Origin of the sequence: Pseudomonas sp. I2 (genome assembly GCF_040984075.1) — a bacterium.
Lineage (GTDB): Bacteria > Pseudomonadota > Gammaproteobacteria > Pseudomonadales > Pseudomonadaceae > Aquipseudomonas > Aquipseudomonas guariconensis_B.
Map to the genome: position 1 here is coordinate 1 of NZ_JBCGFQ010000072.1, position 16,738 is coordinate 16,738.

Genomic DNA, 16,738 nt, shown 5'->3' on the forward strand with positions numbered 1-16,738 from the left:
TTGTTTCCCCCCCCCCCCGCCAACCGTCTGTGCTTGTGGTGTGGGGGGGTCGTTTTTTTTTTTCCTCACCCCGCCCCCAGGCTTGGGCCTGGGCCAAGGCTTGGTGACGACGGGTGGAGGCCGAGGCATCGACGATCACCAGCCATAATTCCGGCGCCTGGGCCTGGCGCTGCTGCCAGCACAGGTCCTGGCGCTGGCGGGGCCGGCCCTTGAGCAGGGTCGGCAACCAGGCCACCTTTCCCGCACCCGCCATCCGCGCTCGTCCACGGGGCGCACCTGCCAGCTTTCCGACGCGGGGCCTGGCATCCGCCGCCAACGCGTCGGGCTGGCGAATGCTCAGGGCTTTTTTGCCCAGTTCGGCACCTCGCGCCGGGCACCGCTGGGCACGGCCTGCGGCGGCAACGCCCCCCAATCGCCCGGCCCACCCTGAAGCTCGGTCTGCCCAGTGCCGGCACTGGTTGCCGCATGGGGGGGCGTGTCCGGCGGCGAGGCGCGGCGCCGGTGACGCAAGGCGAACTCCGCTACCGCCTGCACGTCGTCTTGCCCGATCGTTTCGCCCCCGCGCCAGGCAGCGTGGGCCCGGGCCGCACGCAGCCAGACCAGGTCGGCGCGCAGGCCGTCCACGCCAGCGGCGAAACAGCGTTCGGTGATCCAGGCCAGGGCCTGGTCGTCCAGCGGGATGCGCTCCAGGCGCTGGCGCGCGCCGTGGCAGCGCTCACGCAATTGCGCCTGGGCCTGGGCCCATTGCGCGCAAAAGGCCTGCGGATCGCTGTCGAAGGCCAGGCGCCGGCGGATGATCTGCTGACGTGCCTCGGGTTGCGCCAGCCCTTCGAGGGCGACGTTGAGGCCGAAGCGGTCGAGCAACTGCGGGCGCAGCTCGCCTTCCTCCGGGTTCATGGTGCCGATCAGCACGAAGCGCGCCGCATGGCGATGGGAAATGCCGTCGCGCTCGATACGATTGGTGCCGCTGGCCGCCACGTCGAGCAGCAGGTCCACCAGGGGGTCGGGCAGCAGATTGACTTCATCGACGTAGAGCACGCCGCCGTCGGCCTGGGCCAGCACGCCCGGGGAAAACTGGGCCTTGCCCTGCCCCAGCGCGGCATCCAGGTCGAGGGTGCCGACCAGCCGCTCCTCGGTCGCCCCCAGCGGCAGGGTCACGAAGGGGCCTTCGCCCAGCAGGTCGGCGAGGCCCCGGGCCAGGGTGCTCTTGGCCATGCCGCGCGGGCCTTCGATCAGCACACCGCCGATCTTCGGGTCGATGGCCGTCAGGCACAGGGCCAGCTTGAGGTCGTCGGCGCCGACCACGGCAGCCAGTGGAAATTGCAGGGGTTCGCTCATGTCAGGCCTGTTCCTCGCCGTCCAGCAGTTGCTCCTCGAGGGCCTCGCGATACGCGCCCGGAGCCTGCCAGAGGCCACGCTGCTGGGCCTCCAGCAAGCGTTCGGTGAGGTCGCGCAAGGCGTCGGGGTTGTGCTGGCGCATGAAATCGCGGGTCGCCGGGTCGAGCACGTAGGCGTCGGCCAGGGACTGATAGTGATGGTCGTCGATCAGGTGCGTGGTGGCATCGAAGGCGAACAGGTTGTCGACCGTCGCTGCCAGTTCGAAGGCACCTTTGTAGCCGTGGCGCTTGGCGCCTTCGATCCACTTGGGGTTGAGCGCACGGGCGCGGATGACCCGGTTGAGTTCTTCCTTGAGGGTACGGATACGTGGCCGGTCGGCCTGGCTGTGATCGCCGTGGTAGCTGGCCACCGTGGCGTCTGCCAGGGTCTCGGCCGCCGCCAGCATGCCGCCCTGGAATTGGTAGTAGTCGTTGGAATCGAGCAGGTCATGCTCGTGGTTGTCCTGGTTCTGCAGCACCGCCTGCACCTGGCCCAGGCGTCGGGCGAATTCGGCACGGGCCGGCGTACCGTCGTCGGCACCGCCGTAGGCATAACCGCCATGGTTGAGGTAGACCTCGGCCAGGTCGTCGCGGTTGTGCCACAGACGCCCATCGATGGCGTTCTGCACCCCGGCGCCGTAGGCCCCGGGCTTGGCGCCGAACACGCGCCAGCCTGCCTGACGCGCCGCCTGCTCGGCGTCCGCGCCCGCGGCCAGCAGCGCCTCGCGCTCGGCACGCACCCGGGCCGCCAGGGGGTTGAGGTCGTCGGGTTCGTCCAGGGCCGCCACGGCCTGCACCGCCGCGTCGAACAGGCGGATCAGGTTGCCGAAGGCATCGCGAAAGAAACCCGAGACACGCAGGGTCACGTCCACCCGTGGGCGGTCGAGCAGGCTCAGGGGCAGGATCTCGAAGTCGTCGACCCGCTGGCTGCCAGTGGCCCATACCGGGCGCACGCCCATCAACGCCATGGCTTGGGCGATATCGTCGCCACCGGTACGCATGGTCGCCGTGCCCCACACCGACAGCCCCAACTGACGCAGGTGGTCGCCATGGTCCTGCAGGTGACGCTCGAGGATCAGGTTGGCCGAGGCGAAACCCAGGCGCCAAGCAGTGGTGGTGGGCAGGTTGCGCACGTCCACGGTATAGAAGTTGCGCCCGGTGGGCAGTACGTCCAGGCGCCCCCGGCTCGGTGCCCCACTGGGGCCGGCCGGGACGAAACGCCCGGCCAGGGCGGCGAGCAGGCCATCGAGCTCAGCCGCACCGCAGCCATCGAGGTTCGGCGCCACCGACTCGACCAGCGTCTGCAGCACACTGCGCACCGGCTGCCAGGGGGCCTCGTCGGGCAGTTGCAGGCAGCCGTCCAGCCCTTGCTCGATCAGCGCCAGGGCCAGCAGTTCGAGGCGTTCGCGGGTATCGCCGCAGGTCCGCCAGGGGGGTGGGGCCAGCGCCTCCAGTATGGCCGGGCGCGGTCCCTGCCAGGGCTGGCCGAGGTCGCAGTCCAGAGGATCGAAGCTCAGCGCCAGGGCCTTGGCCAGGGTACGGATGAGGCTGGCATTGCCGCCCTTGCCGTCACCACGCTCGACACGTACCAGGGCCAGTAGGGTATCGCTGCGCAGCCGCCCTTCGGGCGATTGGCCGAACACATGCAGGCCATCGCGGATCTGCGACTCCTTCAGGTCGCACAGGTAGGTGTCCAGCCGTGGCAGCCAGAGTGCCGCATCGTCCAACTGGCCTTCCAGTTGCAACTCACGGTCGATGTGGTTGGCTTTGAGCAACTCGAGAATGTCGCGCTGCAGCTCCCGGGCACGGCGTGGGTCGAGCAGTTGCGCTTCGTAGTATTCATCGGCCAGGCGCTCCAGGTCGCGCAGCGGGCCGTAGGTCTCGGCACGGGTCAGCGGCGGCATCAGGTGGTCGATGATCACCGCCTGGGTACGCCGCTTGGCCTGGGCGCCCTCGCCTGGGTCGTTGACGATGAACGGGTAGATGTTGGGCAGCGGCCCGAGCAAGGCATCTGGCCAGCACTGGGCCGACAGGCCGACGCCCTTGCCGGGCAGCCACTCCAGGTTGCCGTGCTTGCCGACGTGGATCACCGCGTCGGCGGCGAAACCATTGCGCAGCCAGAAGTGGAACGCCAGGTAGCCATGGGGCGGCACCAGGTCGGGGTCGTGGTACACGGCGCTGGGGTCCACCTGGTAGCCCCGGGCCGGCTGGATGCCGACGAACGTCAGGCCGTAGCGCAGGCCGGCGATCATCATGCGCCCGCTGCGGTACATCGGGTCTTGTTCAGGGGCGCCCCAGCGCGCCAGCACCGCCTGCTGGTTGGCCTCGGGCAGGTCGGCGAAGGCCGCCTGGTAGTCGGCCAGGGCCAGGCTCTGGGCGCAGGGGCGCTGGTCGAGGTGCTCCAGGTCGTTGCTCACGCCGCCCAGCAATTGCTGGATCAGCGCGGTGCCGCTGTCGGGCAGGCCAGCCACCGGGTAGCCCTCGGCCTGCAAGGCGCGGAGGATGTTCAGGGCCGCGCCGGGGGTATCCAGGCCCACGCCGTTGCCGATGCGCCCGTCGCGGGTCGGGTAGTTGGCCAGCACCAGCGCCACGCGCTTCTGCGGGTTGGGCAGGCGCGCCAGTTCCACCCAGCGCCGCGCCAGCTCGGCGACGAAGTCCATGCGCTCAGGGTGGGCCCTGTAGCAGACCACGTCCGACTGGCTGCGCTCGCTGCGCCAGGCCAGGTCCTTGAAGCTGACCGGCCGGGTGATGATGCGCCCGTCCAGCTCCGGCAAGGCGATATGCATGGCCAGGTCACGGGCGCCCAGGCCCTGTTCGCTGGCCTCCCAGCCCGGCTGGTTGTCCTGGGCGCAGATCGCCTGCAACACCGGGACGTCGCGACGCAACGGGCGCAGGTTGGGCTGCTCCGGGCTGGACAGGGCAAAACCGGTGGTGTTGATCACCACGTCGGCGCCGACCTCGTCCAGCCAGGCCTCGACCTGGTCGAGGCAGGCGCGCTCCTTGAGGCTGGCCACAGCGATCGGCAGCGGGTTCAGGCCCATCGCCTGCAAACGTGTGCAGAAGGTATCGATGAAGGCGGTGTTGGCCGCCTGCAGGTGCGAGCGGTAGAACAGCAGCGGCGCCACCGGCTGCTGCGGGTGCCACTGGCCGTACCAGTCCTCGAGCGTGGCGCTGGCCTTGGCGGGGTGATACACCGCCGTGCGCGGCAGCGGCTGCGGTTCGTCCCAGGCATAGGTACGCCCCAGCCACAGGCTGGCCAGGCAGTTGAACAGGTTCAGGGCATTGGCCTTGCCGCCCTGGCGCAGGTAGTGCCAGAGCCGTTCGGCCTGCTCGCCGGTCACCGTGCCCAGGCCGGTCAGCTCAGGGTCGGGGCGGTCATCGCCTGGCACCAGGATCAGCCGTACACCGCGGTTGGCCAGCTCGACCAGTTGCTCGACGCCATAGCGCCAGTAGCCGACCCCGCCGTGCAGCGACACCAGGATCACCTTGGCGTGGCGCAGCACCTGGTCGACGTAGAGGTCGACCGAGGCGTGGTTCTGCACCTGCATGGGGTTGGCCAGGCGCAGGCTGGGGAAGTCGTCTGGCAACTGCTCGGCGGTTTCCGCCAGCAGCGCCAGGTGCGAGTCGCCGCTGCAGAGGATCACCAGCTCAGCGGGCGTCTGGCCGAGGTCGGCGATGCTGTCGTCCGGCACGAAGCCGCCGGGCTGGGTCCGCAGCAGGTGCATGGATCAGGCGCCCAGGGCCTGGCGCAGGCGCGCCTCCAGTTGCACGGCATCCAGGTCCTGGCCGATCAGCACCAGGCGTGTCAGGCGAGGCTCGTTGGCACGCCAGGCGCGGTCGAAGTGTTTGTCGAAACGGGTCCCCACGCCCTGCACCAGCAGACGCATCGGCTTGCCGGGAATGGCCGCGAAGCCCTTGGCGCGCAGGATGCCGAACTCCACCACCAGTTGCGTCAAGGCGTCGAGCAGCAGGCTTTCGTCGGCCTCGGGCAGGTCGATGGAGATCGAGTCGAAGGCGTCATGGTCATGATCGTCGTGATCTTCGCCAGCGTGATGGGCATCGTGGTGGGTGCGCCGGCCATCGATGTGCGCCTCGGCCTCGGCGCCCACGCCAAGCAGCACCTCCAGCGGCAGGCGCCCGCTGCTGGCCTCGATCACCTTGACCGCCGGCGGCAGTTCCTCGGCCACCTCGGCGCGGACCTTGGCCAGGCCTTCGGCATCGATCAGATCGGCCTTGTTCAGGACCACCAGGTCGGCGCTGGCCAACTGGTCGGCGAACAGCTCGTGCAGCGGCGACTCGTGGTCCAGGTTGGGGTCGAGCTTGCGCTGGGCGTCCACTTGCTCTGGGTAGGCAGCGAAGGTACCCGCCGCCACCGCCGGGCTGTCGACCACGGTGATCACCGCATCGACCGTGCAGGCATTGCGGATTTCCGGCCACTGGAAGGCCTGCACCAGCGGCTTGGGCAGGGCCAGGCCGCTGGTTTCGATGAGGATGTGGTCCAGGTCGCCACGGCGTGCCACCAGTTCGCGCATCACCGGGAAGAACTCTTCCTGCACGGTGCAGCACAGGCAGCCGTTGGCCAGTTCGTAGACGCGGCCGCTGGCCTCTTCCTCGGTGCAGCCGATGCTGCACTGCTTGAGGATCTCGCCGTCGATGCCCAGCTCGCCGAACTCGTTGACGATGACCGCGATGCGGCGGCCCTGGGCGTTGTCGAGCATGTGCCGGAGCAAGGTGGTCTTGCCCGAGCCGAGGAAGCCAGTGACGATGGTGACGGGGAGCTTGGCCAGTGTTTTCATGTCGCGATGCCCTTGGCAGGATGGCGCGGGCATGCAGGACGAAAGCCTCGTGCCACCACGGCCGGGCCCGTTCGCCACCGGATCACCCCGCCCGGTTGAAAGTCGAAAGCGTTTCGAGGCAGGTCTCCTGGCTTGCACCGTACCGGCCCCGGGCCGGTTGGATGACGCCTTCCCGCGCTGGCGCAGTGGCTGTGTCGATCCTGTTCAGTGCTTACAGTTGCGGGGGCAGCCGCGGCTTGGACCGCGTTCCCATCTTAGCTCCGGCGGCGGCCGGAGAACCTCGAAGCGGCAAGGCTACGCAGTGGTTGGCAGGCGGTCAACCTTGGCAGCCCTAAAGCCTTGCCTATCCTGCGATTGACGGGGAAACCGCCCCATGATTTGCTAATGCACTGCGTTCAGGTGCCCCTTCGGGGGTGAAACGGGAAACCGGTGCGTCCCAGGCCCCCAAGGGGTCGGACAACGCCGGTGCTGCCCCCGCAACGGTAAGCGAGCGAAGCGTCTTGACCACTGTGCCACGTCGTAGGGCATGGGAAGGTGACGCTCCCCCCCAGGAGCCCTGCTCCTCCTCGCAAGCCCGGAGACCGGCCTGACGTCGAATGATCACCCCGCGGTGGGCGGGCGCTGTCGCATCTCCCTGGGCCCGTTGCGCCCGGGGCTGTCGCGCTTGTCCGCCGCCTATGACAAAGCAGAGGAAAGCGTCATGCCCGTCACCAGCGCCAAACACAGCGTCAGCACCCCCGTCAGCCTCAGCCAACGCATCGTCATCGCCGCCGGCGCCAGCCTGCTGGGCCTGTGCCTGATCTACTTCGCCGGTTTCTCGCACATCGAGGCCGTGCACAACGCCGCCCACGATACCCGCCACAGCGCCGCCTTCCCTTGCCACTGAGTACGCCTGCATGATCAAGCGCATCGCCCGTACCGCCGGCTTCAGCGGCCTGCTCGCCGCCCTGCTGCTGACCTTCTTGCAAAGCCTGTGGGTCAGCCCGCTGATCCTCGAGGCGGAAACCTATGAAAGCGCGGCCCCCGTCGCCGAACACCACGGCCACGGCGATGCCGTCGCCGCCCATGAACACGACGCCGAAGCCTGGGCACCGGAAGACGGCTGGCAGCGCCTGCTCTCCACCACCGGCGGCAACCTGGTGGTCGCGGTCGGTTTCGCCCTGATCCTCGCGGCCCTGTACAGCTTGCGCGAACCGGGCCGCGTGGCCACCGGCGCACTGTGGGGCCTGGCCGGGTTCGCGGTGTTCTGCCTGGCGCCGACCCTGGGGCTGCCGCCAGAGCTGCCGGGTACCGCCGCTGCCGACCTGGGTCAGCGCCAGGGCTGGTGGATCGGCACCGCCGCCGCCACCGCGGCAGGCCTGGCCCTGCTGGTGTTCGCCCATCACTGGCTGTTCAAGGTACTGGGCCTCGCCCTACTGGTCGTGCCGCACCTGATCGGCGCGCCGCAACCGGCGATGCACGAGAGCCTGGCGCCCGAAGCCTTGGAAACCCAGTTCAAGATCGCCTCCTGGGTGACCAACGCCGCCTTCTGGCTCGCCCTGGGCCTGCTCAGCGCCTGGCTGTACCGTCGCACCAGCCAAGCCTGATGCGCCTCGCCCCTCCTGCGCCGGCGTTGTACGCCGGCTTCGGCTGCCGCCAGGGCTGCCCGGCCGACACCCTGCAGGCCCTGCTGCGCGGGGCCCTCGCGGCGCACGGGCTGGCCCCGGCGCTGCTGCGCGGCATCGCCAGCATCGACCTCAAAGCCAACGAACCCGGCTTGCAGGAACTGGCCAGGCGCCTGGCATTGCCCCTCGTGCTGTTCAGCCCCGCGCAACTGCACGCTTTCGAACCCCTGCTCAGCCACCGCTCGGCAACCACCTTCCAGCACAGCGGCTGCTGGGGGGTGGCCGAAAGCGCAGCCCTGGCCCTCGCCAGCCAGGCCCAGGGCCCGGCCGCCCTACGGGTAACGCGCCAGGTCCTCGGCCCGGCTACCCTCGCCCTGGCCAGTGGCGGATAATCGCCTCCCCCGCTCACCCGCAAGGATTCCCCATGACGGTCTACTTCATCGGCGCCGGCCCCGGCGATCCGGAACTGATCACGGTCAAGGGCCAGCGCCTGATCCGCCAGTGCCCGGTGATCATCTATGCCGGCTCCCTGGTGCCGCCGGCGGTGCTCGAAGGGCACCGTGCCGAAACAGTGATCAACAGCGCCGAACTGCACCTGGAGCAGATCATCGCCGCCATTCGCAGTGCCCATGACAAAGGCCAGGACGTGGCCCGGGTGCACAGCGGCGACCCCAGCCTGTATGGCGCCATCGGCGAGCAGATCCGCTACCTGCGCGAGCTGGGCATCGACTACCAGATCGTCCCCGGCGTCACCGCCACGGCGGCCAGCGCCGCCCTGCTCGGCTGCGAGCTGACCCTGCCGGCGGTGGCACAGACGGTGATCCTCACCCGCTACGGCGACAGCTCGCCCATGCCAGCCGGCGAGCAACTGGCCGACCTTGCCCGGCACCGCAGTACCCTGGCCATTCACCTGGGCGTCAAGCACCTGGCACGCATCATCGCCGAGCTGCTGCCGCACTACGGCGCCGACTGCCCGATCGCCGTGGTCCATCGTGCCACCTGGCCCGACCAGGACTGGGTCATGGGTACCTTGCAGGACATCGTCGAACGCACTGCGGCCAAGGGCTTCCGGCGTACGGCGCTGATCCTGGTGGGCCATGTGCTGGGCGATGCGCCGTTCGCCGAGTCAGCCCTGTACCGAGCCGGGCACGCCCACCTCTATCGCCCCGCGGACCAATAACCTGTCGGCTGATTCCGGCACGCGAATACCTGTGCAGGAATCAGCCGAAGACGCTGCCAGCCCCCGCCTACTGAAACCCCTTAATCGTGTAGGGTTTTTCAACAAACCAACCTCGCTTTTTCAACACCCCTATACTCGCCATTACCAACGCTCCTGAATCGACGTATCTTGCGCGCTGCCACGCAGGCCCCCAGACATATTCCTGGGTGATTTCAGGAAACGGACCACACCCAGACAGGAGTTCCCCAATGACAACCGTACTGTTGGTCGATGACCACCCCACCGTTCGGCTGGCCGTACGCATGCTGCTCGAACGCGAACGCTTCCAGGTCGTTGGCGAAGCCGGCAGCGGCATCGAAGCGGTACAGATGGCTCGCCAATTGCAGCCCGACGTGGTCATCCTCGATATCGGCCTGCCAGGGCTGGATGGCATGGAAGTGATCAAGCGCTTGCAACTGCTCGAGCCGGCGCCAAAGATCATGGCCCTGACCGGCCAGCCCGCCGACCTCTACGTGCGCCGCTGCCTGGACGCCGGCATCGCCGCCTTCGTGCGCAAGGACGAGGACCTGGAGGCGCCAGTCTTCGCCCTCAAGGCCCTGGTCAAGGGTTACTCGACCTTTCCGCAGATGTCGGTCAACAGCAGTTCGCTGGAAAGCGAGAGCGTACGCCTGGACAGCTTGTCCAACCGCGAGATGGAAGTGCTGCGCCGACTGGCACGCGGCGAGAGCAACAAGCACATCGGCCAATGCATGAGCCTGAGCGCCAAGACTATCAGCACCTACCGCGGCCGCATCATGGAGAAACTCAAGACCGAGTCGCTGGTCGAGATGGTCGACCTGGCCAAGCGCAACAACGTCGCCTGAGCCATGCCACCGCCATGAAAGGCACGCTGCCGAGCCTGCTGCTGGCCATGTTCCTGAGCGTGCCGAGCCTGGTGCTCGGCGATGCCGAGCCACGCCACCTGCTCGCCCGCTCGGCCAGCGTCGCCCCGCCGCTGCACCTGCCCCAGGACGACCGGCAATGGCTGCTGCAACGCAAGGTACTGGTGCTCGGCAGCTCCCGCCCCGACTACCCGCCCTTCGAGATCAACGTCAGCCAGCGCGACTACGAGGGCCTGAGCGCCGACTATGCCGGGCTGATCGGCGAGCAACTGGGCGTGGCGATCGAAGTCCGCCGCTTCGCCAGCCGCCAGGCGGCGATCGAGGCGCTGCATGCCGGGCAGATCGACCTGCTCGGCAGCTCCAACGGCTTCGAGGCGGCCGATGCCCAGCTTGCCCTGAGCCAATCCTATGCCGATGACCTGCCGGTGATCGTCACCCGCCAGGGCCGCTTGCTGCAAAAGGATGAAGACCTGGCCGGCCTGCGCCTGGCGATGGTCGACCACTACCTGCCCGAAACCTCGGTGCGCGAGCTCTACCCACAGGCGCAACTGCAGCTGTATCGCTCGACCCTGGCCGGCCTGTCCGCCGTTTCGCTGGGCGAAGCCGATGCCTACCTCGGCGACGCCATCAGTACCGACTTCCTGATCGGCAAGAGCTACCAGGGGCAGGTGCGCATCGATCACTTCGTGCATGGCCCCACGGATGCCTTCGCCTTCGCCCTGGCCCACGACAACCACAGGCTGCGCCGCTTGGTCGACCAGGCGCTGGCACGGATCAGCGACAGCGAGCGAATGACCATCCTACGTCGCTGGACCAGCGGCAACACCAGCCTGCTGCTTGAGCGCCACCTGTCCAGCCTGAGCGACGAGGAGCACGACTGGATCGCCCGCCACCCCACGGTACGTGTGCTGATCAACAGCGCGCTGGCGCCGCTGACCTTCAACGATCGCCAACAGCAGGCCAATGGCATCACCCTCGACCTGCTCAAGCAGATCAGCCTGCGCACCGGGCTGCGCTTCCAGATGCTCGAGCGCGACTCGGTGCCGGAGATGGTCGACGAAGTGGCGCGCGGCGACGCCGAGATGATCGGTGCGCTGGACTACGGTCCCGGACGAGCGGCACGCCTGCGCTACACCCGCCCCTACCTGGTCACCCCAGGGGTGATAGTGGCGCGCAGTGACGCCGGCGCGAGCGAGCTGCTCGACGGGCAGCGCGTGGCGCTGGTGCGCGGCTCCTCCCAGCACGTCGCCCTGCAACAGCACGCGCCACGGGCGCGGGTGGTCGAGACGGACAATGCCCTGACGCTGATGGAAGCCGTGGCCAGCGGCCACGCCGACGTCGCCCTGATTCCCCATATCACCGCGGCCTACTACATTGCCCACGTGTTCAAGGACACGCTGCGCATCGCCGGGCTGCAGGGCGATGACCCGGCGGTCGCGGCCTTCGCCGTGGCGCCGGGGCAGCCCCAGCTGCAATCGATCCTGGACAAGGCCCTGCTGAGCATTCCCCCGGAGGAGCTGGACCAGTTGGTCAATCGCTGGCGCACCAGCACGGTGGTCAGCGACAGCCTGTGGGGCGATTATCGCTCGCTGGTGCTGCAGGTGCTGGTGCTGGCCGCCGCGCTGCTGGCCGGCGTGGTGTTCTGGAACAACTACCTGCGCAAGTTGATCCAGCAGCGCGGCGAAGCCCAGCGTGCCCTGCAGGCACAGTTGGCGTTCAGCCGCGGCCTGCTCGAACAACTGCGCCAGGCCAAGGACGATGCCGAACAGGCCAGCCAGGCCAAGAGCAGCTTCCTGGCGATCATGAGCCACGAGATCCGCACCCCGATGAACGCCGTGATCGGCCTGCTGGAGCTGGCCCTGGAGGACAGCCGCCAGGGCCGCAGCGACCCGCAGGGCCTCAAGACCGCCCATGATTCGGCGCTCGGCCTGCTCGAGCTGATCGGCGACATCCTCGACATCTCGCGCATCGAATCCGGCCACATGACCTTGCAGCCGGTCGCCACCGAGCTGGTCGAGCTGGTGCGCGCCACCCTGCGGGTGTTCGAGGGCAATGCGCGGATCAAGGGCCTGGCCTTGCGCGCCGAACTGCCCCAGGCGCCGGCCTGGGTGATGGTCGACCCGGTGCGTTTCAGGCAGGTGCTGTCCAACCTGGTGAGCAACGCCATCAAGTTCACCGACCAGGGCCATGTCGAAGTCAGGCTGGCGCTGACCCCCAGCACGCCCGGGCACGTCACGCAGGTGGCGCTGCACGTGCAGGACAGCGGTATCGGCATCAGCCCCCAGGACCAGGCCAGGTTGTTCGAGGCCTTCGCCCAGCTCGACAACCACCGTGCCCGCCAGGGCGCTGGCCTGGGCCTGGTGATCAGCCGCACCCTGTGCCAGCTCATGGGCGGCGAGCTGCAGCTGCACAGCGCGTCGGGGGTCGGCACCCGGGTCGAGGTGCACCTTGGCCTGGTGCCCGCCACTGCGCCGGTAGCCGAACCGATAGCCGGGCCGGTCGCGCAGCCGAGCGCCGGGCCATTACAGATCCTGGTAGTCGACGACTACCCCGCCAACCTCATGCTGCTGGACAAGCAGTTGCGCAGCCTCGGCCACAAGGTCACCCTGGCCGAACACGGCGAGGCGGCGCTGGAGCGCTGGCAGGGCGGTCGCTTCGACCTGGTGATCACCGACTGCAGCATGCCGGTGATGGACGGCCATCAACTGACCCGGCGTATCCGCGCGCTGGAGCAGGTACATGGAGGGCCGCCCTGCCGCATTCTCGGCGTTACCGCCAACGCCCAGGCCGAAGAGCGCGAGCGCTGCCTGGCCAGCGGCATGGACGACTGCCTGTTCAAGCCGATCGGCCTGCAGGTGCTCAGGGCACGCCTGTCCCGGATCGCTCCCAACGGCGCCATGGCTGCCCCCGAGGAGGAGCCCGCCAGTGGGTTCGACCTCGGCCAACTACGCCACCTGACCCAGGGCGATGAACAACTCACCCGGCGCCTGCTCGCGCAACTGGCGCAAAGTACCGCCGAAGACCTGCAGGGCTTGCGCGGTCTCGGCCCGCAACCCGATGTCCAGGCGCTGCGGGCCCTGGTGCACCGCATCAAGGGTGGTGCCAGGATGCTCAAGGTACGCGGCGTGGTAGGCGATTGCGAAGCCATCGAGCAGGCGATTGGCCAGGCGCAGCCGACCGAGCGGCTGTGCCAGCGGCTGGAGGCGAACCTGGAGGGGTTGGCGCGGCAGTTGCGCGATGGGCTGGAGGCGATCGACGGGGCCGGCTGAGCGAGGTCATGAAATCCTGGGGCGCGCAGCGGCCCCAACCCAGCTCCCGCCGGCTTCAGGAACTCTCGCGCACCATCAGTTCGAACCCCAGGTCCTGCTCCTCGACCGCCACGCGCTTGCCGTCGAGCAGTGCCAGCAGCGCCTGGGCCGCGCCCCGGCCGACCGCGGCGCGCGGGGTACGGATCGAGGTCAGGCGCGGCACCATGTGCGCCGAGGCCGGCAGGTCGTTGAAGCCGACCATCGCCACCTGGCGCGGCACTTCGATGCCCTGGCGCAAGGCCTGGAGCACCGCCCCCTGGGCCAGGTCGTCGTTGCAGAAGAAAATCCCATCCACCTCCGGCGCCTGCTCGAGCAAGCGGCTGAACAACTCGCCACCCAGGCCGATCGACGAAGGCTGCGGCGTCAGCAACTCCAACTCCGGCGCCTGCAGGCCGGCCTCGGCCAGGGCCTGGCGGAACCCTTCGGCACGCTGCATCACCCGTGGGTCGAGCTGCGCGGCGATGAACGCCAGGCGCCGCCGGCCACGTTCGATCAGGTGGCGGGCCGCGGCGCGCCCGGCCTGCTGCTGGGAGAACCCCACCGACAGCGCACCGGCCTGCCCGCCCAGCTCCATCATGTGCACGCACGGCACACCGCTGGCAGCCAGCATCTGCCGGGCAGCGTCGCTACGCTCGAAGCCGGTGAGCAGCATGCCGCAGGGCTGGTAGGCCAGGTAGTTGCGGATCAGATTCTCTTCCTCGGCGATATCGTAGTGATAGTTGCCGATCAGCACCTCCAGCCCACGCGGGCGCATCACCTCGTGGATGGCCTCCAGGGTGTCGATGAACAACTGGTTGGACAGCGACGGGATCAACACCACCACCGATTGGCTGCGCGCCGAGGCCAGGGCGCGTGCCGCCGGGTTGGCGACATAGCCCAGGCTGGCAGCGGCGGCCATGACCTTTTCCACCAGCGCCGGCGCGACCGTGCTGACGCCGCGCAGGGCGCGCGAGGCGGTGATGGGGGAAACCCCCGAAAGCCTGGCGACTTCAGCCAGGGTGGGGCGACCGGTAGTGCGCGAGCCTGTGCGAGACATGGGTGTTGTAATTTTACTACTTGCCAGAAAAAGGAACGGCCACTAAGGTAGCGCTGTCTCAGGACGCAGGCAACGTAATCTTGAGTAGCGGCTATGTGCCAAGCGTCCATACTGCGAAAAGACAAGACCAATAACACCCGGGAGGGTGGCGCTCGCGACAACGCCTCGTCCATCACGAGACAGCGCTATCTCGCCCCGCAGGAGGTACTGATGAACTCTCCCCTGTCCGCGATTGTGGTAATGGGCGTAGCTGGCTGCGGCAAGAGCTGCGTCGGGGCCGCCATTGCCAGCAGAAGCGGCGGTCGCCTGATCGAAGGCGATGCCTTTCACCCTGCCGAAAACATCCGCAAGATGAGTGCCGGTATTCCCCTGGACGACGATGACCGTGCCGGCTGGCTGGTGCGCCTGGGCCAGGAACTGCAGGCCACCCTCGCCGCTGGCGAACGCCCCATCCTCACCTGCTCCGCACTCAAGCGTCGCTATCGCGACACCCTTCGCCAGGCGGTGCCCGGCCTGGCCTTCGTCTTCCTCGAACTGAGCCCGGCCGAAGCCGAGAAACGCGTGCTCGCCCGCCCAGGCCACTTCATGCCGGCCAGCCTGATCGACAGCCAGTTCGCCGCCCTCGAGCCTCCCCATGGCGAACCGCTGACCCTGGCGCTGGATGCCACGCGGCCGATCGAGGCCCTGGCCGAAGCGACCCACGCCTGGCTAAAGCCCTGCGGTGACCGGAGCCTGGCGCGGACCGCCTGAACAGGTGGTTTTCCCGGCTCACCAAAGACAGCGCTATCTCGGTGCCATCAGGCACCGAGCGTTTGACCAAGAACAACGATAAGATCGAGGCACATGAACCATGTTCGGACTCGCTACTGATACCTACCTGCTGCTCGATGCCCTGGTGACCATCGTCGGGCTCGTCCTGCTGATCACCCATTTCAAGGTCCACCCCTTCGTCGCCCTGACCCTGGCAGCCGGCTTTCTCGGCCTGACCTCCGGCATGCCGGTGGCCAAGGTCATGAAGTCGTTCCAAGACGGCTTCGGCGGCGTGCTCGGCTTCGTCGGCATCGTCCTCGCCCTGGGCACCATGCTCGGCAAGCTGATGGCCGACTCCGGCGGCGCCGACCAGATCGCCCGCACGCTGATCCGGGCCTTCGGCAAAGAAAAAGTGCACTGGGCGATGATGTTCGCCGCCTTCCTGGTGGGCATCCCGCTGTTCTTCGAGATCGGCTTCGTGCTGCTGATCCCGCTGGTGTTCATCGTCGCCCGGCGCTCGGGGGTGTCGCTGGTGAAGATCGGCATCCCGCTGCTGGCCGGCTTGTCCGTGGTCCATGGCCTGGTGCCACCGCACCCGGGGCCCTTGCTGGCGATCGGCATCTTCAACGCCGACATCGGCAAGACCATCTTCTACGGCCTGCTGGTGGCCCTGCCCACCGCGGTGATCGCCGGCCCGCTGTTCGGTAACTTCATTTCCCGTTACATCCCCGGCAACCCTTCCCAGGAGCTGATGGACCAGATCGCCCGCGAGTCGGACCAGCAGAACCTGCCGAGTTTCAGCGTGACCCTGATCACCGTGCTGCTGCCGGTGGTGCTGATGCTGCTCAAGACCTTCGCCGACGTGGTGCTGCCGACCGAGCACATCGTGCGCCAGTGGATGGACCTGATCGGCCACCCCATCAGCGCCCTGCTCGCCGCCCTGCTGCTGGCCTTCTACACCTTCGGCGCGGCCCGTGGCTTCTCGCGCCAGCAGATCATGAAAATGCTCGACCAGAGCCTGGCCCCCACCGCTGCGATCGTGCTGATCGTCGGTGCCGGTGGCGGCTTCAAGCAGATGCTGGTGGACACCGGTGTCGGCAACGTGATCGGCGAAATGGCGGTACAGGCGCAGATCTCGCCGATCCTGCTGGCCTGGCTGGTCGCAGCGGTGATCCGCATCGCCACCGGTTCGGCGACGGTGGCCACCATCACCGGCGCGGGCATCGTGGCACCGGTGATCGACCTGGTCCCGGGCGTCAACCGCGAGCTGCTGGTGCTGGCCACCGGCGCCGGCTCGCTGATCCTCTCCCACGTCAACGACGCCGGTTTCTGGCTGGTCAAGCAGTACTTCAACATGACCGTGGCCGAGACCTTCAAGACCTGGAGCATGATGGAAACCCTGCTGTCGGTGGTCGGCATCATCTTCATCATGCTGCTGTCGCTGGTGGTCTGACCGCCTGTCGCAGTGATGGCACCTCGCTGACGAGGACATGGCCCAACGCAGGAAGAGGCCTTGCGCATGCAGTCGCGTGCGCTACAGGCCTCCTTCCCCAAGCAAAGGAGCCTGCCCATGAAAGCCACCTACCTACTGGCCGCCCTGCTCGCCTCGCCCCTGGCCCTTGCCGTCGGCACGGGCCCGACCCATCCGGACAATCCGCACACCCCGGCGCCCAACCCGGGCGCCGACAGCACCCTCAACCCGGTCGAGAGGCCCATGCCCCGGGATACCGACCCGCGTATCCAGGGCAACGACCCGGACAGCCCGCCCGCCGAGCAAACCGACGACCGCAACCTGCCGGGGATGGAT

13 protein-coding genes, 1 pseudogene and 2 riboswitches are annotated in these 16,738 nt (G+C 68.3%); of the genes and pseudogenes, 9 read left to right on the forward strand and 5 right to left on the reverse strand.

Translation table 11 applies throughout. The features are described from left to right. From WCE05_RS24170 to cobW, 4 genes and pseudogenes are all read right to left on the reverse strand, one after another. Nucleotides 1-253: pseudogene (locus WCE05_RS24170) on the reverse strand (hypothetical protein); the annotation flags it as partial. An 83-nt stretch (nucleotides 254-336) separates the two neighbouring features. Next, entirely contained in the window at nucleotides 337-1,338 is a 1,002-nt protein-coding gene (locus WCE05_RS24175) for an ATP-binding protein (RefSeq protein ID WP_368816716.1), read from the reverse strand. A gap of 1 nt (nucleotide 1,339) precedes the next feature. After that, entirely contained in the window at nucleotides 1,340-5,101 is a 3,762-nt protein-coding gene (gene cobN / locus WCE05_RS24180) for a cobaltochelatase subunit CobN (RefSeq protein WP_225789108.1), read from the reverse strand. Between the two features lie 3 nt (nucleotides 5,102-5,104). Next, nucleotides 5,105-6,172, reverse strand: coding sequence for a cobalamin biosynthesis protein CobW (gene cobW, locus WCE05_RS24185; protein WP_368816717.1), 1,068 nt, complete (start codon nucleotides 6,170-6,172; stop codon nucleotides 5,105-5,107). 99 nt (nucleotides 6,173-6,271) lie between these two features. Next, nucleotides 6,272-6,470, reverse strand: a riboswitch (cobalamin riboswitch). Nucleotides 6,471-6,552: 82 nt separating this feature from the next. After that, nucleotides 6,553-6,777, forward strand: a riboswitch (cobalamin riboswitch). A gap of 95 nt (nucleotides 6,778-6,872) precedes the next feature. Here cobW and WCE05_RS24190 point away from each other — a divergent pair. The 6 genes from WCE05_RS24190 to WCE05_RS24215 all read left to right on the forward strand — a co-directional run bounded on the left by WCE05_RS24190 (nucleotide 6,873) and on the right by WCE05_RS24215 (nucleotide 13,106). Beyond that, on the forward strand, nucleotides 6,873-7,058 hold the full coding sequence (locus WCE05_RS24190) for a CbtB-domain containing protein (RefSeq protein ID WP_253090755.1): 186 nt from the start codon (nucleotides 6,873-6,875) through the stop codon (nucleotides 7,056-7,058). A gap of 10 nt (nucleotides 7,059-7,068) precedes the next feature. Continuing rightward, on the forward strand, nucleotides 7,069-7,758 hold the full coding sequence (locus WCE05_RS24195; protein WP_368816718.1) for a CbtA family protein: 690 nt from the start codon (nucleotides 7,069-7,071) through the stop codon (nucleotides 7,756-7,758). Then, complete coding sequence (locus tag WCE05_RS24200; RefSeq protein ID WP_368816719.1) at nucleotides 7,758-8,168, forward strand: cobalamin biosynthesis protein; 411 nt, start codon at nucleotides 7,758-7,760, stop codon at nucleotides 8,166-8,168. The genes WCE05_RS24195 and WCE05_RS24200 overlap by 1 nt, the downstream gene beginning before the upstream one ends. Before the next feature lie 32 nt (nucleotides 8,169-8,200). Continuing rightward, nucleotides 8,201-8,956, forward strand: a complete 756-nt coding sequence (gene cobM / locus WCE05_RS24205; protein ID WP_225789103.1) for a precorrin-4 C(11)-methyltransferase — start codon at nucleotides 8,201-8,203, stop codon at nucleotides 8,954-8,956. Nucleotides 8,957-9,204: 248 nt separating this feature from the next. Continuing rightward, nucleotides 9,205-9,819, forward strand: a complete 615-nt coding sequence (locus tag WCE05_RS24210; protein ID WP_368816720.1) for a response regulator — start codon at nucleotides 9,205-9,207, stop codon at nucleotides 9,817-9,819. A 14-nt stretch (nucleotides 9,820-9,833) separates the two neighbouring features. Beyond that, nucleotides 9,834-13,106: a transporter substrate-binding domain-containing protein gene (locus WCE05_RS24215; protein ID WP_368816721.1), complete on the forward strand. Its 3,273-nt coding sequence runs from the start codon at nucleotides 9,834-9,836 to the stop codon at nucleotides 13,104-13,106. A gap of 55 nt (nucleotides 13,107-13,161) precedes the next feature. Here WCE05_RS24215 and WCE05_RS24220 read toward each other — a convergent pair whose 3' ends face one another. Continuing rightward, nucleotides 13,162-14,181 (reverse strand): LacI family DNA-binding transcriptional regulator, encoded by a 1,020-nt coding sequence (locus WCE05_RS24220; RefSeq protein WP_368816722.1) that lies wholly within the window; start codon nucleotides 14,179-14,181, stop codon nucleotides 13,162-13,164. A 210-nt stretch (nucleotides 14,182-14,391) separates the two neighbouring features. Between WCE05_RS24220 and WCE05_RS24225 the strand changes: the two genes are divergently transcribed. From WCE05_RS24225 to WCE05_RS24235, 3 genes are all read left to right on the forward strand, one after another. After that, nucleotides 14,392-14,931 (forward strand): gluconokinase, encoded by a 540-nt coding sequence (locus WCE05_RS24225; protein ID WP_225789099.1) that lies wholly within the window; start codon nucleotides 14,392-14,394, stop codon nucleotides 14,929-14,931. Between the two features lie 100 nt (nucleotides 14,932-15,031). After that, nucleotides 15,032-16,384, forward strand: a complete 1,353-nt coding sequence (locus tag WCE05_RS24230) for a GntP family permease (protein ID WP_253080247.1) — start codon at nucleotides 15,032-15,034, stop codon at nucleotides 16,382-16,384. A 111-nt stretch (nucleotides 16,385-16,495) separates the two neighbouring features. Then, the coding region (locus WCE05_RS24235; protein ID WP_368816723.1) for a hypothetical protein at nucleotides 16,496-16,738 on the forward strand (243 nt) is incomplete at its 3' end.